The organism is Sphingobium lactosutens (assembly GCF_013393185.1).
GTDB lineage: Bacteria > Pseudomonadota > Alphaproteobacteria > Sphingomonadales > Sphingomonadaceae > Sphingobium > Sphingobium lactosutens_A.
The window spans coordinates 20,206-37,809 of sequence record NZ_QJQX01000037.1 but is presented as its reverse complement, the minus strand read 5'-3'; the positions used below and the strand labels follow the sequence as shown (position 1 = coordinate 37,809).

The following is a 17,604-nucleotide window of genomic DNA, read 5'->3' as shown; positions in this document are numbered from 1 at the left end:
CGATTGACGCGCGCGCCGCATCCTATAGGGCGTGAGGACGATGGATAAAAGGGGGCAGCCACAGGCGCAATATCGGCTCGACTGGGTCGATGTGGCGCGCGGGATCGGCATCATCGCCGTCGTGGTCGGCCATGTCTGGACGCGCGGGCCGCTGCGCGACGCCATGTACAGCTTCCATATGCCGCTTTTCTTCCTGCTGTCGGGCCTGTTGTCGCGGCCGCATCACGTGGGCGCGTTCACCCGGCGTCAGCTTGTCAGCCAGATGCGGCCCTATGCCGCCTTCCTGATCCTGCTGATCGTCGCCGACCAGATCATCGAGCGGGCGAAAGGGCATCTGCCGATCTTCCACCAATGGCCGGAGGATATGGTGCCGATCCTGCTCGGCGGCTTCTGGCTGCGCGGGCCGTTCACCATCTTCTGGTTCGTGCCCTGCCTGATGATGGCGCGGATATTGTTCAATTGGATGCTGCACCGCTGGCCCGATCCGGCCGACGCGCGCTGGGGGCTGATCCTGCTGCCCATGCTGTTTATCGCTTATGCGCTGGGATGGTGGACGGAGGCGTCGCCGCTGGGGCTGCTAAGTGTCCCGATGGCCTTCGTGCTGCTCTGGGTCGGGGCGATCTGGCCGCGCGTCCGTTGGCACAATGCCATGCTCCTGCCGCTCGGCTTGCTGGCGCTGCTGGGGTTGTCGGGAGGCGTTCCCACGCTCAACATGAAGGTCGCGCATTATGGCTGGCCGCTGCTGTCGATCGGCGCGGCGGTGGCGACGTTGCTCCTGATCTTCCGCCTGTCAGCCCTGATCGCGCCCTTTGCCGGGCCGGTGGCGGCGATCGGCCGGGCATCGCTGGCGATCATGTATCTCCATGTCGCGGTGATCCATTATCTGACGCCCTATATCGGCAAGGCGGCGCTGCTCGCGCTGGCCTTGCTGCTGCCGTTCCTCGCCTTCCACCTGATCCGCGCAACGCCGCTGCGGCGGATATTTCTATAGGCTGAGGGATCGGGGGAATGGGTGGGTAGGAGACAAAAGCCCCTCACTTGAAAGGGAGGGGAGAAATTAGGTCCGCTTCTGGTGCGCACCGGCCACCCAACATCCTCAATGCAGGTGGCGCAGCTTGTCGGGGTTGCGCATGATGTAGATGGCCGTGACCTTGCCATCCTCGATGTCGAGCGCCGTGGTCTGGACCTCGCCATCGGCCTCGCGGGTGACGAAGCCGGGCAGGCCGTTGATGATGCAGGTGCGCAGCAAGGTCGACCCATATTTGCCGAACAGCACCGCCAGCGCCTTGTGCACTTGCATGACCTGGCCGAAGCCGATCGCCGGCCGTATCGCCGCAGGCCGCTTGCCGCCGCCATCGCTGTGGAAGCTGACATCGGCCGCCAGCATCGCGCCCAGCGCGGTCATGTCTCCGCTGCGCGAGGCGGCGAAGAAGGCAGAGGCTATCTCCATGCCGCGCGCTTTCTCTAGCCTGTAGCGCGGACGGGCGTCGCGCACATGGGTGCGGGCGCGTGCGGCCAACTGGCGGCAAGCGGCGGGATCGCGTCCCACCGTCGCGGCGACCTCCTCGAAACCCAGCCCGAACACGTCGTGCAACAGGAAGGCGGCCCGCTCCAGCGGGGAAAGCCGTTCGAGGGCGAGCATCAGTGGCAACGCGACGTCATCCACTTCCTCCTCTTCCTCGACCATCGGTTCGGGCAGCCAGGGGCCGACATAGGTTTCGCGCTGGACCCGCGCGGATTTGAGCTGGTCGAGGCAGAGGCGCGTGACCGTGCGGCGCAGGAAAGCCTCCGGTTCGCGCACGTCGCCGCGATCCGTCCCCATCCAGCGGATGAAGGCCTCCTGCACCACATCCTCGGCATCGGCGACCGATCCGAGCATGCGATAGGCGACGCGGATCAGGCGGGGACGCAGCGGGTCGAAGCTCGCCGCCGCGTCCATCTGCGTCCCCCGCTCCATCAGGCCGCTGCCTTCATCGGCATGTCGTACCAGAGGTTGAAGCCGACCGCGATCCGGTTCCAGCCGTTGATGATGTTGATCATCAGCGTCAGCTTCACCTGCTCTTCCTCGGTAAACTCCCAGTTCAGCGCTTCCTTGGCGGCTTCATGATGGTGACCCTTGGCGATTTCCGTCAGCGCCTCGGTCCAGGCCAGCGCGGCGCGCTCACGATCGGTATAGCAGGGGGCTTCGCGCCAGGCGGACAACAGGTAAATGCGCTGCTCCGTCTCGCCCTTTTCGCGGGCCTCGTAGGTGTGCATGTTGATGCAGTTGGCGCAGCCGTTGATCTGCGACGAACGGATTTTCACCAGTTCGATCAGGCTCGGTTCCAGGCTGTCGGCAATGGCGGTGGACAACGCGGTCCAGCTCTTCATCAGTTGCGGCGCGGCGGCGTAGGGATTGATCTTGTCGGTCATGATGCAACTCCTTGGGTTGGTATTGCAGACATGACGAGACGGCCGTGCCGGATGTGACATGGCGGGCGGAAAAAACAAAAATTCTTTTTCGCCACCTCCATATGGACGCCGCGACAACAGGTCTTGATCGGGCATGGGCTTCTGTCAGGAAGGCGGAATGAAGAAGGTCATCTTCCATATCGGGCCGGGCAAATGCGGATCATCCTCGATCCAGCATGGTCTGTCGGCGCTGGTCGACGCGGGCAACCCGCTTTCCTATCGCATGGTCGATCCGCATCTGGTGCGCGCGCTGGAGGAACCGGACGACCATGCCGCCCGCACCAAATTCTCGGCCCTGCTGGACCATGATCTTCGCCGTCATGCCGTCGCTGTCTATAGCCATGAAATGTTCTTCCAGCGCCCTGCCGGGATCGCGGCGATGGTTCGGCTGGCGGCGGAGCGAGCGGACGACATCGCCGTCATCGGCTATTCGCGACGGCCGTCGGCCTTCCTGCAATCGGCCTTCTGCCAGTGGATATTCCGCTCACCGGACCGGGCGCAGGAAAATTGGGACGCCGCCCTGTTGCGCGGCCTGGACCCATCGCTTTTCAGCGGGCTGGAGCGTCATTTCATCGCCGCCATCGCGACCGATTTCCATTCAGCGCGGCAATTGTCGGGCCGCCTCATCCTGAAATGGGCGCCGGTCTATGACGATATCGAGGCGCGGATCAGGCCGCTGGGCGCGCGCCTGTCGGTCGGTACGCTGCCGACGGCGGAGCGTCCCTTCTCGCTGATGGAAGACTTTCTGAAGCGGAGCGCCATCGCCCTGCCGCCGGACATGGCCGGGCGCCGGGCATCCAACCGGCAATTCGACATGGACCTGATCGAGGCCGTCCATATGGCGGTGCTGGCGGAAGGATTCGCGCCCCCGCCGCACCGGGACAATGACCATCTTGAACGCGCGAGCGCCTTGCTCGGAAAGGCGGAGAGCAGGGATCAGCCTCTGCTGGCGATGCTGAAGGCCTGCGTCGACACGCTGCTATGGCCCCAGAATCGGGCCTTCGCCGCGCGCTATGGCATGGCGGAGGACGCATTCGCTCCCCATCGGCCGGTTGCGGCGAAGCAATGCTGGGATGCCGTGGCTGAGGCGCAGCGGGAACGCGCGACAAACTCCGCGCCGTTGCTGGCCGATCGCGACCGGATGCTCGCGCGCCTAGGCCGCCTGCTCTACCAATTGCAGGGCGACATCCCGACCGACTAGGCTTTACGGAACGCTATGGGGCCGGCGCATAGTCCCGATGCACCGGCCCCGCAGCATGTGTTCGTGCCTTCATGCGACCCGAAGGCCGTCTCCATGCTGCTCGCGATGAAGACGTCGCGCGAAGCGATCAGCCGTGCAGCTTGATCGCGGTTTCGGCGATGCGGCGACCCTGATAGCGCGCGCCGTCCAGTTCTTCGTCGCTTGGGCTGCGGCTGCCGTCGCTGTCGGCCAGCGTGGTCGCGCCATAGGGCGAACCGCCGCGCACCTTGTCCACGCCCATCTGCCCGGCAAAGCCATAGTCCAGGCCGACGATGGTCATGCCGAAATGCAGCAGGTTGGTGATGATCGAAAAGAGCGTGACTTCCTGGCCGCCATGCTGCGACGCGGTCGAGGTGAAGGCGCCGCCAACCTTGCCGTTGAGCGCGCCGCGCGCCCACAGGCCGCCGGCCTGATCGAGGAACGTCGCCATCTGGCTGGACATGCGGCCAAAGCGCGTGCCGGTACCGATGATGATCGCGTCATAATCCGCCAGTTCGGCGACGGTCGCGATCGGCGCGTCCTGATCCAGCTTGAAATGCGCGTTCTTCGCGACTTCCAGCGGCGCGGTTTCGGGCACGCGCTTGATGTCGACCTGAGCGCCGGCAGCCGCCGCGCCCTCGGCCATGGCCTTCGCCATGGTTTCGATATGACCGTAGGACGAATAATAGAGAACCAGAACCTTAGCCATTGCGAAGTCTCCTTACCTGAAAGCTGAAAGAAAGAGGGAGTGGCCGCCTGCAAGAGAGGGTATGCAGGCGGCCCGGCCCGTCCGAGGGGAGGGGAAAGGACGGGCCAATTAAAGCCTTGCGCGCAAAAGTGGGTGCCGGCTTTGCGCAATAGGCGATGCGACAACAAGAAGTTGGAGCGCGCAACATGCGTCCGGTTTAACGCAGCGCGCTCTGGGTCAGATGCTGTCCACCAGGACGATTTCGGCGTCCTCCAGGGCGGTGATGGTGATGGGCGTGCCGCCCATTATCGCCGCACCGTCGCGGGCCTCGAAAGGCTGGCCGTTAATCTCGATCCGGCCCGTCGCCGGGACCAGATAGAGGTGGCGGCCTTCCCCGCTGTCATAGGTCACGCTTGTCCCCGCCCTGATCGTGCCGCCCAGAAGGCGGGCGTCGGCGCGGATGCGCAGCGCTTCCTTGTCCCCGTCATAGCCGCTGGCGAGCACCACCAGCCTGTCGGACCTGTCGCCCTTGGGGAAGGGCTTGGCCCCCCAGCTGGGCTGGCCGCCGCGAGCGCGGGGAATGACCCAGATCTGGAACAGGGTGGTGGTTTCATCCTCCAGATTATATTCGGCGTGACGGATACCCGTGCCGGCCGACATGACCTGAACGTCGCCCGCTTCGGTGCGGCCCTTGTTGCCCAGGCTGTCCTGGTGGGTGATCGCGCCGGTGCGGACATAGGTGATGATTTCCATGTCGCTGTGCGGATGCGGCGGAAAGCCCGAACGCGGGCCGATTTCGTCGTCGTTCCACACCCGGATCGCGCCCCAGTTCATGCGCTCTTCGTCATGATATTCGGCGAAGGAAAAATGGTGGCGTGCATTGAGCCAGCCATGGTCGGCATGGCCAAGCGACGCGAAAGGGCGGCGCTCGATGCGGCTCGCTGTGGTCGTGGTCATGATTCTTACCTTTGGGTTTTCGAACCTGAAGGTTCGAGGGGTCTTTCGTTGCGGAGGCGGATGCTTCCGCTTGCTTTCCGATAATCTAGCCATCAGTGTCGTTTCTTAAACCGGCAGCTTTGAAACGGATTGTTTCCCGATGCGACTACCTGATTTCGAGGCTTGGGCGATGTTCGCCGCCGTGGTGGAACATCGCAGTTTCACCGACGCGGCCAAGGCGCTGAGCGTGTCGAAGGCGACCGTGTCGAAGGCGGTGACGCGGCTGGAGGAGCATCTCGACACCAGCCTGTTCAACCGCACCAGCCGCCGCCTTGCGCTCACCGAAAGCGGCAAGCGGCTGGCCGATCATGCGCAGCGCATCCTGGTCGAGGGGCAGGCGGCGGAGGAGGCTGCGCGCGACGAGACGGCGGAATTGTCCGGCGTCGTCCGGCTGGGCGCGCCCATGACCTTCGGCCTGCTGCGCGTCGCGCCGCTGGTGGCGCAATTCACCAAGGAGCATCCGCTGGTCGATGTTGACCTGCATCTGTCCGATGCGAAGATCGACATTGTCGAAATGGGGCTGGATGCGACCATCCGCATCGCGGACATGCCCGACAGCAGCTTGCGCGCGCGCAGGCTGGCGGATGTGACGATGCATGTCATCGCCTCGCCCGGATATCTCGACGCACGCGGGCGGCCACAGCATCCCTCCGACCTCGGCGCCCATGACTGCCTCTGCTATTCCAACGTTCCCACGCCCGACGTGTGGCGTTTCTCGGGGCCAGGGCAGCAGAATGTCGTGGTGCAGGTGCGCAGCCGCATCACCGTCAACAGCGGGGAAGCGATGCTGCCCGCGCTCCGTCTGGGCGTCGGCATTGCGCGCCTGCCCGACTTCATCGTGGGCGAAGCGCTGGCGAAGGGGGAGGTGGAGGAGATATTGACCGACTGGCGCCCCGCGCCCTTCGGCCTGCATCTGGTGACGCCGCCTTCGCGCCTGCGGCCCGCGCGGGTCGACGCGCTGCTCGACTTCCTGACCCGCCATCATGGCTGTTAACCGCGCTCGTCAACCTCGGTAAAAAAATTCTTCCAGCGCCTCCGAAGCTTGGCTGTCGGCGCGGTCTGCCGCCTCGTTTCGCAGGCGAATCCAGCTTGACTCGCTGTCAGCCGCCGCGGCCTCAACCCTTTGTAAACAGATTCGTTTCCCGCGACTCGTGGATTTCCGCCGGTTAGCGAAAAATTAACCTTTGTCCTTCAGAAGTTTTTTGGTTAATGAATTGAAGCGGAAGCCGTTCTGGTGGGGTGAACGGGACTGCGAACACAAGGGGCTTCACATGCGCGTGCTGCTGATTGAGGACGAACCGACCACTGCCAAGGCGATTGAGCTGATGCTTACGACCGAGGGGTTCAATGTCTACACCACCGACCTGGGCGAGGAAGGCCTGGATCTCGGCAAGCTGTATGATTACGACATCATCTGCCTCGACCTGAACCTGCCCGACATGCATGGCTATGACGTGCTGAAGAAGCTGCGCGCGGCCAAGGTGCAGACCCCGGTCCTGATCCTGTCAGGCATCAGCGAAATGGACAGCAAGGTCCGGTCGTTCGGCTTCGGCGCCGACGACTATGTGACCAAGCCCTTCCATCGCGAGGAACTGATCGCCCGCATCCACGCCGTGGTGCGCCGGTCGAAAGGTCATTCGCAGTCGGTCATCCGCACCGGCAAGCTGTCGGTCAATCTCGACGCCAAGACGGTGGAAGTGGACGGCAACCGCGTTCACCTGACCGGCAAGGAATATTCGATGCTGGAGCTGCTCTCGCTCCGCAAGGGCACGACCCTGACCAAGGAGATGTTCCTGAACCATCTCTACGGCGGCATGGACGAGCCGGAACTCAAGATCATCGACGTCTTCATCTGCAAGCTACGCAAGAAGCTGGCGCTGGCCTGTGGCGGCGACAATTATATCGAGACGGTCTGGGGCCGCGGCTATGTGCTGCGCGATCCGGACGAAGTGCTGGAGGAACAGGCCAAGGTCGCCTGATCCACGCATGTTTCGAAGGATGTGAGGAGGCCGGGGTTCGCAAGAACACCGGCCTTCTCATTTTCCGTAAGGGAAATGACATCATCCTTAAAGCTGTGTTTACCGATTGCGCCTATCCTGTTGGGAAAGGAGCATTATCTTGGGTCAAGCCGCACATAGCCTGGACGCCGCATGGGATGCGATCTGTCGATCGCAGGCGGTGATCGAATTCGATCCGACGGGCGTGATCCTGTGGGCGAACGACCTGTTCCTCGAAACCATGGGCTATCGGCTGGAGGAGATTGCCGGCCGCCATCATCGCATCTTTTGCGACGAGGTCCATGCGCAGAGCCATGTCTATGCCGAATTCTGGCGCAAGCTGGGGGCGGGAGACTTTGATGCGGGCGAATATAAGCGTTTTGGAAAGGCCGGCCGGGAAGTCTGGTTGCAGGCGACCTATAATCCGGTGTTCGATGCGGACGGGCGCGTGCAGCGCATCCTGAAGATCGCGACCGACACGACGCCGTCCAAAACCCTGCGGGCCGAACTGAAGACTATGGTCGATGGTCTTGTCGACATCGTCGACGGGATCGGCCTGATCGCCAACCAGACCAATTTGCTGGCGCTCAACGCGGCGATCGAGGCGGCGCGGGCTGGCGAGGCGGGGCGTGGCTTCGCCGTCGTCGCTGCGGAGGTCAAGAAACTGGCGGGCGACACGCGCTCGGCAACCGATCGCGCCCGCGCCATGGTCGGCAGCGCGATATGAAACGGGCCGGCGATCCTGGGGAAGGATCGCCGGCCCTATGCAGCAATTGGGGTCAGACGGCCGGACCGCGACGGCGGGGTGCGTTACGGCCCTGCTTGGTCAGTTGCCCGCCTGATCGGAGCCGGGTGTGGCCGAACCGCTGGATGCAGAACCCTGGCCGCTTCCCGAAATCTGGCCGCTCGCATTGATCGAGGCGGCATTGTCGAGCGCCCCCGATGCGGTCCCGGCTGCATTGCCCGCAGCGCCGCCCGCCCGCCCGGCAATCGCGGAGGCACGGTCGCGACCGCTACTGACCGCCGTACCGGCCCGATCGCGGGCGCTGGCGACGGTCGTGTCCGCGCGATCCCGGACGGCCCCAGCCGTTTCGGTGGCGCGATCGCGGGCCGCACCTGCCGTGTCGGTCGCCCGGTCACGCACATTGCCGGCCGCGCTCTGCGCCCCGTTTGCCGCGTTGCGGGCATCATTCACGCCCAGCGTGTCCACCCCCAGGCTGCCGCTGGCCGATCCTTCCGCCGAACCTGATGCGCTGCGGGTCTTGCCCTTGCGCGTCGCCGACCCTTCGCCCGAAGCGCGGCCCTGGCGCGATCCGCTGGCGCTCACCCGTCCATTGTCGAGGTCGAGGCTGCGATCGAGGCTGCCCGAACCGCCAAACGTCCCGCCCAGCGATCCACCCAGGCCACCCGAACCGCCCAGAGCGCCGCCGAGCGATCCGCCCAGGCCGCCGCCGCCTCCGCCGCCCAGCAATTGGGCCGAAGCGGGCGCTACGGTAAGCGCGGCGAAACAGGTGGCGGCAATCAGAAACTTCGTTTTCATAGCTCATCTCCTTGATGCTTGTCGATGTGATGCAAGGAGAACGGGAGCCGCTGCCGCTTTAATCCCGAAGGTGCGAAAAATTTTTCAAACCACTGAGAGTCAATTCAGATTCCTGCACGATCCGCACAGGATCGGCGGCTTCCCCCTGGCCGCCTCGACCTTCAGCGCCTCCAGGCTGCCGCGCACGAACAACCGCCCCGCGACCAGCGGCGCGGCAAAGCTGGTGCCCCGCACCGCGCTCCTGCCACCGTCCGCATCGGCCGCCTGCATGTCCGCGCCGGGGGCCGCGAAATCGACATGGAGCGCGCGCCCAGCCTCCGGCAGCAATCGACCGCGTCCGTCCACGCCGGTGACGGCAATGACGCCGGGGTAGGAAGCGGGATAGGCGGGGGGAGCCGCCGGTCCATCATTGCCGACCGCCGCCACGACCGTCACGCCCTTGTCCCGCGCCAGCCGGATCGCGCCGTCGAGCAGCGGATTGGCCGGCCCCACCAGGCTGACCGTCACCACCCGCACGCCGCGCGCCGCCATCCAGCCCAGCGCACGCACGATGGAGAAGGCGCCACCGCCCGCCGGATCGCTGCCATAGACATCGGCAACCAGCAAAGGCGTGCCGGGCGCCGCCCCCTTCACCGCGCCGTCGCCGCTGATGAGCGAAGCAACCGCCGTGCCATGCGCGCTCGCACGCGGCGCACCCTCGGCAAAGCCGCGCTGTTCGACCGGCGCGGTCAGCGAGGGATGGCGCGCGACCCCGCCGTCGATCAGACCGGCGACACGCCCTTCGGCCCGCCCACCGGCCAGCGCGGCGGTGGACAGCGCCAACACGGGTCCGCTCGGAAAATAGAGATTGTCCGCGCTGGCCTGCGCACGCGGCGCGATCCGGCGCACCTCGCGCAGGGCCTTGGCCAGGCTGCGGCCCCTGGGCGGGGTCAGTTGCGCGACGGTCAGGTCCAGTCCTTCCACGGCCTCGCTGTCCACGCCATAGCCTGCGGCTCGCAAGGCATCGATGGCGGCAGCATCCGCGCCGGTCAGCATGATGACGCCGCGTCGCGCCGGTTCGCGCCGGTCGTCCAGTTCGATCCGGTCGCCATGCGCACGCAGCAGCCCGGACAGGCGAGCCGCTCGTGCCACCGCCAGTCGGTCTGCCAGCCGGGCAGGGGAGAGACGATCCAGACCAGCCGCATCGACCGCGCCGTCGACCCGGCCCAGCAGGTCGGGCGCCACCTGTCCGACGCCGTTCAGGCCGCCACCGCCGGGCAGCAATTGCGCCTGTGCGCCCGGTGCGATCAGGATCAGCCCGGCGATCATCCACGGGCGTGTCAGTTTCATGTCGGTCCCACCGGTCCTTTCGCCTGCAAAATCATCCATTGCGAAAAAATTTCCGTCTGTCTTCAACTGATGTGGGATGAAACGACCGACATGGGACGTTTCATCCCCGAACAAGAAACGGAGACTGGATGTCCTTCGAGCGTGACCTGCTTGCAATCCTGCCCCGGCTGCGGCGCTTCGCCGTCAGCCTGTCGCGGGATCGCGCCGATGGCGACGATCTGTGCCAGGCGACGGTGGAGCGGGCGCTCAAGGCGCGCGACCAGTGGCAACCGGGCACCCGTCTCGACAGCTGGATGTATCGGATCATGCGCAATCTCTGGATCGACGAGGCTCGCGCGCGCCAGCGTGCGGCGAAGACCTTCGCCTCCGAAGAGGCCGGGGAGAATGTGGGCCATGCCGGTGATCGCGACGTGGAGGCGCATATGGCCCTGTCTGACGTCGACCGGGCGATGCAGGCCTTGCCGGATGAGCAGCGGGAGGCCATCGCCCTCGTGCTGGTGGAGGGGCTGTCCTACAGGGAAGCAGCGGAGATTTTGGGCGTACCGATGGGAACACTGACCTCACGGCTTGTGCGCGGACGCGGCGCGCTCCTCGAACTGATGGGAGAAGCGGCATGAGCCAGATTGATGAAGCCATGCTGATCGCGCTGGTCGACGGCGAACTGGACGAGGTGAACCGCCGCCGGGTCGAACGGGTCGTGGCCGACGATCCCGCGCTCGCCGAGCGGCTGGAGATGCATCGCAGCCTGCGCGCGCGCCTGACGGGCCATTATGCGCTTGTGGCGGAAGAGCCTGTCCCGGATCGACTTCGCGCGCTGCTGGAGGAAAGCGAGACGGTGGTGCCGATCGCCCGTCCCGCGCCGCGCTGGCGCAACTGGGCGATGGGCGGCGCGATCGCGGCTAGTCTCGTGCTGGGCCTCGGCATCGGCCGCATGTCGGGCGGCGATGCCGGTCCGATCGGGATGCGCAATGGCGTCATGGTGGCGCAGGGGCCGTTGGCGAAAGCGCTCGACACCCAATTGGCGTCAGCGCAGCAGGGCGCAGCCATCCGCATCGGCCTCAGCTTCCAGCGCAAGGGCGGCGGCTGGTGCCGCAGCTTCGATGGGGCGGTGGCGGGCGTCGCCTGCCGACATGGCGAAGGCTGGCAGGTGCAGCAGGCGCTTCCGGGGATGTGGCCGGGAACCGAATATCGGCAGGCTTCCTCGGCGGATGCGCGGGTGATGGCCACGGTCGATGCGCTGATCGAAGGCGCCCCGGCCGATGCCGCTGGAGAAAAGGCGGCACAGGCCGGGGGCTGGCGGTAAACGCGCGATCTCCGTTCGTTTGACGCGAACGGAGATCGGCTATGCCCTGCTATCAGAACTCCAGATTGAACCGCCCATAATAGAAACCGCCGCTGATGCCGTAGGGGGCATAGGCGTTGTAAAGGCTGCCCGCCGCCCGGTTCACCGGCTTCAGCTTGTCAGGATAGGTGTTCAGAAGGTTGTTCGCGCCCACCGACAGCTTTACGCCCTGCGCCAGCTTGTAGCCGATCTCCAGATCGAGAATGATCTTGGGCGTCAGCTTTTCGTCGACGAACCCCAGCGTACAACCCGCGCTGCCGGCGGTGCAGGCCACATAATCGCTGGTGTGATAGACCGCTGCGCTGGCCCGCTGGTACAGCTTGCCGAAGCGGGTGGCGCGCAGGTTCAGGTTGAACGCGTCCTTCTCCCACAGGACATTCGCGATGAACTTGTTGCGCGGCGTGCCTTCGGACAGGTCGCCCTGCTTGGCGCGGCCGATCAGCGCCAGACCCGATGCGGCGATCACGGCGGGCACCGGGTCGATATGGGTGAAGACCGTCTTGTTGAAATTGGCCGACAGGCTGAACGTCGCGGTGCCCATGTCGCCCAGCCCCGCACGATAGGTGCTGACGATATCCAGGCCGCGCGTCCGCGTGTCGGCCGCGTTGGAGAAGATCAGGCCGCCTGCGACGCCCTGAATGCCCGCCGCCGCCAGCGCGTTCATGACCACGGCGCCGCTCAGCGTCTCGGACAGCAGGATGCGATCCTTGATCTTGACCTGATAGGCATCGACCGTGATGTTGAGGTTTGACGCGGGTGTCAGCACGATACCGGCGGAGAAGTTGGTCGATTTTTCGGGCTTCAGCGACACCGCGCCCAGCGCCCGCGCCGCCACGCCATCGACCGGCAGCGCCTGTACCGGCAGCAGCTGGTTCACGCCATTGACCGGCACATTGATGGTCGAGGATGACGCATAATGCTGCTGTTGCAGCGTCGGCGCTCGGAAGCCGGTGCTGGCGGTCCCGCGGATGGCGAAGCCGCGCGTCGGCTCGATGCGGATCGATGCCTTGCCGGTGTCGGTCGTGCCGAAGTCCGAATAATCCTCATGCCGCCCGGCCAGGCCGAACTCGACGCCGTCGATGATCGCGCCTTCCACGTTCACATAGGCGCTCCAGTTGTCGCGGCTCCACTTGCCCGACCCTTCGGGCAGGAAGCCGGTGACGCCCTGCGACCCGACGCCGGTGCGGGTCACGCCGGCCAGCCAACTGCCGGCGGGCGACCGATAGCCGCCATCGATATAGGATTCCGGGTCGCCCGCGCCGATCAGGAACCAGTTCTTCTTATATTCGGCGCCCACCGCCAGCGCGATCGGCTCGCTCAGGCCAATGTCGAACGCCTTGCTGAGGTCCAGATTGCTGGTCCATTCGTCGAAGCGGATCTTGCCCAGATAGAAGCGCGTCGGGCTGGCCGTGCCCATGGACGGGTTGAGCGAGGTCGTCTGCGAATATTTGACCTCGTCCTGCGCATAGCTGGTGGACAGGTCGAACTTGACGCCGCCGCCAATCTCGCCGCGCAGGCCGCCCGCGACCTGGAAATCCTCGTCATAGACATGGATGCGCGGAATATAGCCCTCAGGGTATATCTCATAGATATTGTTGAGCGCAGCCGGATTGCGATAGGTCAGCCAGCCTGCGGCGTGGCGCTTGGAGTAAGTGCCGAAGCTGTAGAGTTCCAGTCCGCCGCTGCCGACCGGCATCATCGCGTCATAGCCCAGATTGCCGCCGATCACCTGCGGCTGGCCATATTTGGCGCGGATGCGGTTCGGGTCCGCGTTGCGCGGGTCGCCGGTCGGGTAGAAGGGGCTGGAGGTGATTGGGCTGCTCGCGACGATCGTGTTGTCCTGCAGCACGCCGTCGGCTGACAGGTGGATATAGCCGCCATCCGGCCCGATCGCAAAACCCTTGTCGACCTGCCAGCGCCCCTGCCAGCCGCCATTGTCGGCGCTGCTGCCCATGGTCAGCGCCGCGCCGCCCGCCGTGTCGTTCTTCAGGATGATGTTGACGACGCCGGCGATCGCGTCCGACCCATATTGCGCCGATGCGCCATCGCGCAGCACTTCGATACGCTGGATCGCGTTGCCGGGGATCAGGTCGAGATCGGGCGGCGACTGGCCGTTCTGGACCGACCCGTTGATGAAGAGCGTCGCCGTATTGTGCCGCCGCTTGCCGTTGACCAGCACCAGCAACTGGTCGCCGCCCAGGCCGCGAAGCGACAGGGTGCGCACTGCCCAACTGGCGCCCGCGCCATTGTTCGACACGTTGATGGAAGGAACGAGCGTGCCCAGCAGGTCGCGCACCGACTGCTTGCCGCTGGTTTCCAGATCCTTCGCGCCGAGCACGTCGATCGGCGCCAGGCTTTCGGCGACCGTCCGCGTCGTGGTGCGGGTGCCGGTGACGATGATCGGGGTGGCGTCTTCCACCGGTTCGGGCGCAGGCGCCATGGCCAGCGCGTCGGCGCCCGCGCCCGGAATGCTCGCCTGCGCATATTGCAGGGCCAGGGGGCTGCGGCGCGCGGCGCTGCGACTGGCGGGGGATGCCAGCGCGATCACGCCCGCGCCCGCTTCGGAGGATTTGAGGTCGGTGCCGGCCAGCAGGCGGGCCAGCGCCTCCTGCGTGGACATCCAGCCCTGAATGCGTCGGCTGCGGATCGCCGCGACCTCGTCATAGGGGAAGAGAATGCGCACGCCTGACTGGGTGGACAATTGCCGGAGCGCGCCGCTCAGCGGCTGGACATGGATGTCGAACTTGTGGCGCTGAACTAATGAGGCGTCTGTTGTCGTCGCGGCAACAAGTTGAGTAGGCGAAACAAGGCATATGGCGAGGGCGGCCCCCGCCACGGCATGGCGAATACGCATTGTCTGTTCCCCTGAACTGGCGGCGTTGGTGCCGCTCTATTGCTCCGAACGAAGCTTGTTCGACATTCCGCTACTCAAGATGACAGTATCGCGACATAAAATATTACTGATATTGTTATGAGAAATAGGCCTATTGTCAGAACATGCCGGCCCGGCGTCATGCCGTCGTCAGTCGCCCGTATGAAGGAACCAGCGGGCGCTGCCTTCCAGCCCGATCGCGGTCAGGCGTCCGGAAAAATAGGCGCCGGTATCGATGCCGATCCGGTTCGATCGCTCATCGACGTCCTGGGTGATGCTGTGGCCATGGACCACCATCTTGGGATGGGGCCGCGAATGGTCCAGAAACTCGCGCCGGATCCAGCGCAAATCGGCCGCGCTCTGGTCGGCGATCGCCACGCCGGGGCGGATGCCGGCATGCACGAACAGATAGTCGCCGATTACCTGGCTATCGGGCAGGTCGTCCAGGAAATCGACATGCGCGCGGGGGATATTGGCCAGCATCCACTGGGCGACCTCCACATCCGCCATCTCCTCGAACCGGTGCTGCGCCAGACCGTAGCTGGCCAGCGTCTGTGCGCCGCCGGCGCGGCGGAAGGTCGGGATCACGCGCTCATCGCCATAGGCGGCATGGAGGAACAGTTCCTCGTGATTGCCCTTGAGGCAGAGCGCGTCTTCCTGTCGGACGAGCGCCATCACCCGCTCGACCACCTGGCGTGAAGCCGGGCCGCGATCGACCAGATCGCCCAGCAGGATGAGACGCGATTTCATCGGCCCGCGTGTCAGGCAGTCGACTGCGATCAGGCCCAGCAACTGCTCCAGCAGGTCCAGCCGGCCATGAATATCACCTATGGCGTAAAGGCGCACATCCTCGCCCGCATGGGGCGGGGGGCGGTCATCAGGCTCGGCCTCAAGCCATTTGCCAATGCGCCAGAAACTCATTCCGCCTATGTTACTTACAGGCGGGGCAGTGTCACCCCCTGCTGCCCCATATATTTGCCGGCGCGGTCAGCATAGCTGACCTCGCACGGCTCATTGCCCTGAAGGAACAGGAACTGGCAGGCGCCCTCATTGGCGTAGATTTTGGCGGGCAGCGGCGTGGTGTTGGAAAATTCCAGCGTCACATGGCCTTCCCAGCCCGGCTCCAGCGGCGTCACATTGACGATGATGCCGCACCGCGCATAGGTGGACTTGCCAAGGCAGATCACCAGCACGTCGCGCGGCACCCGGAAATATTCGACCGTGCGGGCCAGTGCGAAGCTGTTGGGCGGGATGATGCAGCAGTCGGTCTTGCGGTCGACGAAATTCTTAGGATCGAAATCCTTCGGATCGACGATCGTGCTGTCGACATTGGTGAAGATCTTGAACTCGTCCGCCACCCGCGCGTCATAGCCATAGGAGGACAGGCCGTAGCTGATGCAGCCTTCGCGCCGCTGGCTCTCCACGAACGGCTCGATCATGCCCGTCTTTTGCGCCTGCTCGCGAATCCACTTGTCGGAAAGAATGGCCATGGGTCTCAGCTTTTCTGGGTGGGGCCGATGCCCAGGTCCGCCGGACCGAAGGCATGGGGAAGGAGATCGGCTACGCGCAGGTCGAGCACCCGGTCGCCGCTGGGGGTGGCGCAATAGATGGAGAGCGTGCGCCCCGCCATCTGCTCCGCCTCGTTCATGATCTGGCGGCACCGGCCGCAGGGCGTAACGAGCGCCTCTTCGCCGGCGTCCATCGCGCCGCCCACGACGGCGATCTCGGCCACGTCGGCAAAACGCCCTTGCGCGTTGACGCTCGCCAGCGCCACGGTTTCCGCGCACAGCGACAGGCCGTAGCTGGCATTTTCGAAATTGCAGCCGGTGACGATGCTGCCGTCGGTCAGCCGCACCGCCGCACCCACCGCAAAGCGGCTATAGGGCGCATGGGCGTTCGCCATCGCCGCGCGCGCGGCGGCGATCAGCTGCTGAACGTCATTGTCTTCGGGCATCAGGGCGTCACCACATTCCATCGTACCGGACCATCGACGCCGTCGATATGCCGCATGTCGCTGGCTGTCCACATCACCCAGGGCTTGGTGGCATAATCGGGCGGGAAGAAATTGCCATCCAGCCAGAGCGTGCGGTTGATGCCCGACCCGATATCATAGGCCTTGTCGAAATCCTCGGTCAGGTTCAGCAGCGCGGGCTTGCCGGCCTGACCCTCGATCAGGTTGATGAGCGTATTGAGATCGGACAGCAGCTGGTCGCGCCCCGGCCGCGCTTTGCATCCCGGCTCAAAGGCGAGGCGGATGACCGGGGGCAGGGCGGCATTGTCGCGCGGCACCGTGGTCATGAAGGCGGTCGCCTGGTCGCTCGGACGACGGCAGAGGCTGAAATCGATGAGCGCGCCATAGCGCATGCCAGCCGTGCGAACGCCGCGCAGGTTGGCGGCAAAGGCGGGGTCGCGCTGCGTGCCGTTGAAAGCCGCGCGGATATAGGCGAAATCGGTCCCCTGCGCCGCCAGCGTACCCCATTCGACCGTGCCATTATCTGAGGAGATCGCGACACCCTGCACCGGAAATTGGTCGCGGCTCGGCGCCCAGGCGCGCGCGTAGAGCCAAAGCCCCAAAGCAAGCGCCGCAATCACCGCCAGTCCCGCCCCGATACGGAACAGCAGGCCCCCCAAAGTCACAACCCTGATCGTCTTACCCCTTGATATGCAGCACGCAGATAAGCGTGAAAAGTCGCCGTGCCGTGTCGAAATCGACCTCGATCTTGCCTTCCAGCCGTTCCTTCAGAACTTCGGCAGCGTCATTGTGGATGGCGCGGCGGGCCATGTCGACCGTCTCGATCTGCTGGGGCGACGCATTGCTGATCGCCTGATAATAGCTGTCGCAGATCGCGAAATAGTCGCGGATCGGACGACGGAACCGGCCCAGACCCAGGATGATCGCTTCCAGCGGGCTGTCATCCTCCCGGTTGATCTCGATCACCAGCCGGCCTTCCTCGACCCGCAGCAGCACCTTGTAGGGGCCGTCGTAGCCGTCGCCATGCTCGCGCTGCGGAGCGAAGTGATTATCCTCCAGCAGGTCGAAGATCGCGATGCGTCGTTCCTGCTCCACGTCGGCATTGCGCCACAATATCGTGCGCTGGTCGAGCTGGATGTCTATGATGCGCGGATCAGCCATGATGGAGCGAACAGTCAGTGCGGCGGCGCGCGCTGAA

19 protein-coding genes are annotated in these 17,604 nt (G+C 65.1%); 7 read left to right on the top strand and 12 right to left on the bottom strand.

What is annotated here, in order from left to right:
* Positions 1-40 precede the first annotated feature (40 nt).
* Positions 41-991 (top strand): acyltransferase family protein, encoded by a 951-nt coding sequence (locus tag DM806_RS07745; RefSeq protein WP_179042657.1) that lies wholly within the window; start codon positions 41-43, stop codon positions 989-991.
* A gap of 105 nt (positions 992-1,096) precedes the next feature.
* Here DM806_RS07745 and DM806_RS07740 read toward each other — a convergent pair whose 3' ends face one another.
* Both DM806_RS07740 and DM806_RS07735 read right to left on the bottom strand, forming a co-directional pair.
* Positions 1,097-1,957 carry a sigma-70 family RNA polymerase sigma factor gene (locus DM806_RS07740; RefSeq protein ID WP_179042656.1) on the bottom strand — a complete coding sequence of 287 codons (861 nt, stop codon included), beginning with the start codon at positions 1,955-1,957 and terminating at the stop codon, positions 1,097-1,099.
* Complete coding sequence (locus DM806_RS07735; RefSeq protein WP_179042655.1) at positions 1,957-2,412, bottom strand: carboxymuconolactone decarboxylase family protein; 456 nt, start codon at positions 2,410-2,412, stop codon at positions 1,957-1,959. The genes DM806_RS07740 and DM806_RS07735 overlap by 1 nt, the downstream gene beginning before the upstream one ends.
* Before the next feature lie 157 nt (positions 2,413-2,569).
* Here DM806_RS07735 and DM806_RS07730 point away from each other — a divergent pair, with 157 nt between their 5' ends.
* A complete protein-coding gene (locus tag DM806_RS07730; protein WP_179042654.1) occupies positions 2,570-3,652 on the top strand; it encodes a hypothetical protein in 1,083 nt (360 codons plus the stop codon).
* A gap of 127 nt (positions 3,653-3,779) precedes the next feature.
* On the opposite strand, the gene wrbA is transcribed toward DM806_RS07730, so the two are convergent.
* Positions 3,780-4,379, bottom strand: a complete 600-nt coding sequence (wrbA, locus tag DM806_RS07725; RefSeq protein WP_179042653.1) for an NAD(P)H:quinone oxidoreductase — start codon at positions 4,377-4,379, stop codon at positions 3,780-3,782.
* A 216-nt stretch (positions 4,380-4,595) separates the two neighbouring features.
* A complete protein-coding gene (locus tag DM806_RS07720; protein WP_179042652.1) occupies positions 4,596-5,315 on the bottom strand; it encodes a pirin family protein in 720 nt (239 codons plus the stop codon).
* Positions 5,316-5,454: 139 nt separating this feature from the next.
* Between DM806_RS07720 and DM806_RS07715 the strand changes: the two genes are divergently transcribed.
* From DM806_RS07715 to DM806_RS27590, 3 genes are all read left to right on the top strand, one after another.
* Complete coding sequence (locus DM806_RS07715) at positions 5,455-6,348, top strand: LysR family transcriptional regulator (RefSeq protein ID WP_179042651.1); 894 nt, start codon at positions 5,455-5,457, stop codon at positions 6,346-6,348.
* Between the two features lie 277 nt (positions 6,349-6,625).
* On the top strand, positions 6,626-7,333 hold the full coding sequence (gene ctrA, locus DM806_RS07710; protein WP_179042650.1) for a response regulator transcription factor CtrA: 708 nt from the start codon (positions 6,626-6,628) through the stop codon (positions 7,331-7,333).
* A gap of 133 nt (positions 7,334-7,466) precedes the next feature.
* Positions 7,467-8,078 carry a methyl-accepting chemotaxis protein gene (locus DM806_RS27590; RefSeq protein WP_179042883.1) on the top strand — a complete coding sequence of 204 codons (612 nt, stop codon included), beginning with the start codon at positions 7,467-7,469 and terminating at the stop codon, positions 8,076-8,078.
* A gap of 99 nt (positions 8,079-8,177) precedes the next feature.
* On the opposite strand, the gene DM806_RS07700 is transcribed toward DM806_RS27590, so the two are convergent.
* Both DM806_RS07700 and DM806_RS07695 read right to left on the bottom strand, forming a co-directional pair.
* Complete coding sequence (locus DM806_RS07700) at positions 8,178-8,891, bottom strand: hypothetical protein (protein ID WP_179042649.1); 714 nt, start codon at positions 8,889-8,891, stop codon at positions 8,178-8,180.
* Between the two features lie 99 nt (positions 8,892-8,990).
* Positions 8,991-10,259, bottom strand: coding sequence for a S8 family serine peptidase (locus DM806_RS07695; protein WP_179042648.1), 1,269 nt, complete (start codon positions 10,257-10,259; stop codon positions 8,991-8,993).
* 89 nt (positions 10,260-10,348) lie between these two features.
* Here DM806_RS07695 and DM806_RS07690 point away from each other — a divergent pair, with 89 nt between their 5' ends.
* Both DM806_RS07690 and DM806_RS07685 read left to right on the top strand, forming a co-directional pair.
* A complete protein-coding gene (locus DM806_RS07690; RefSeq protein ID WP_179042647.1) occupies positions 10,349-10,837 on the top strand; it encodes a sigma-70 family RNA polymerase sigma factor in 489 nt (162 codons plus the stop codon).
* On the top strand, positions 10,834-11,523 hold the full coding sequence (locus DM806_RS07685; protein ID WP_179042646.1) for an anti-sigma factor family protein: 690 nt from the start codon (positions 10,834-10,836) through the stop codon (positions 11,521-11,523). The genes DM806_RS07690 and DM806_RS07685 overlap by 4 nt, the downstream gene beginning before the upstream one ends.
* 52 nt (positions 11,524-11,575) lie before the next feature.
* Here the strand turns inward: DM806_RS07685 and DM806_RS07680 are convergent, their stop codons facing one another.
* The 6 genes from DM806_RS07680 to DM806_RS07655 form a co-directional block, all read right to left on the bottom strand.
* A complete protein-coding gene (locus DM806_RS07680) occupies positions 11,576-14,416 on the bottom strand; it encodes a TonB-dependent receptor (RefSeq protein WP_179042645.1) in 2,841 nt (946 codons plus the stop codon).
* Positions 14,417-14,584: 168 nt separating this feature from the next.
* Positions 14,585-15,355 carry a metallophosphoesterase family protein gene (locus DM806_RS07675; protein ID WP_179042644.1) on the bottom strand — a complete coding sequence of 257 codons (771 nt, stop codon included), beginning with the start codon at positions 15,353-15,355 and terminating at the stop codon, positions 14,585-14,587.
* A gap of 14 nt (positions 15,356-15,369) precedes the next feature.
* Positions 15,370-15,924 (bottom strand): dCTP deaminase, encoded by a 555-nt coding sequence (gene dcd / locus DM806_RS07670; protein WP_179042643.1) that lies wholly within the window; start codon positions 15,922-15,924, stop codon positions 15,370-15,372.
* Between the two features lie 5 nt (positions 15,925-15,929).
* Positions 15,930-16,388, bottom strand: a complete 459-nt coding sequence (locus DM806_RS07665; RefSeq protein WP_256869162.1) for a cytidine deaminase — start codon at positions 16,386-16,388, stop codon at positions 15,930-15,932.
* Positions 16,388-17,071: a GH25 family lysozyme gene (locus tag DM806_RS07660; RefSeq protein WP_372859365.1), complete on the bottom strand. Its 684-nt coding sequence runs from the start codon at positions 17,069-17,071 to the stop codon at positions 16,388-16,390. The genes DM806_RS07665 and DM806_RS07660 overlap by 1 nt, the downstream gene beginning before the upstream one ends.
* A 13-nt stretch (positions 17,072-17,084) precedes the next feature.
* The gene (locus DM806_RS07655; RefSeq protein ID WP_179042641.1) at positions 17,085-17,567 is read right to left on the bottom strand and encodes a UPF0262 family protein; all 483 of its coding nucleotides are present in this window, start codon (positions 17,565-17,567) and stop codon (positions 17,085-17,087) included.
* Between the last annotated feature and the right edge of the window lie 37 nt (positions 17,568-17,604).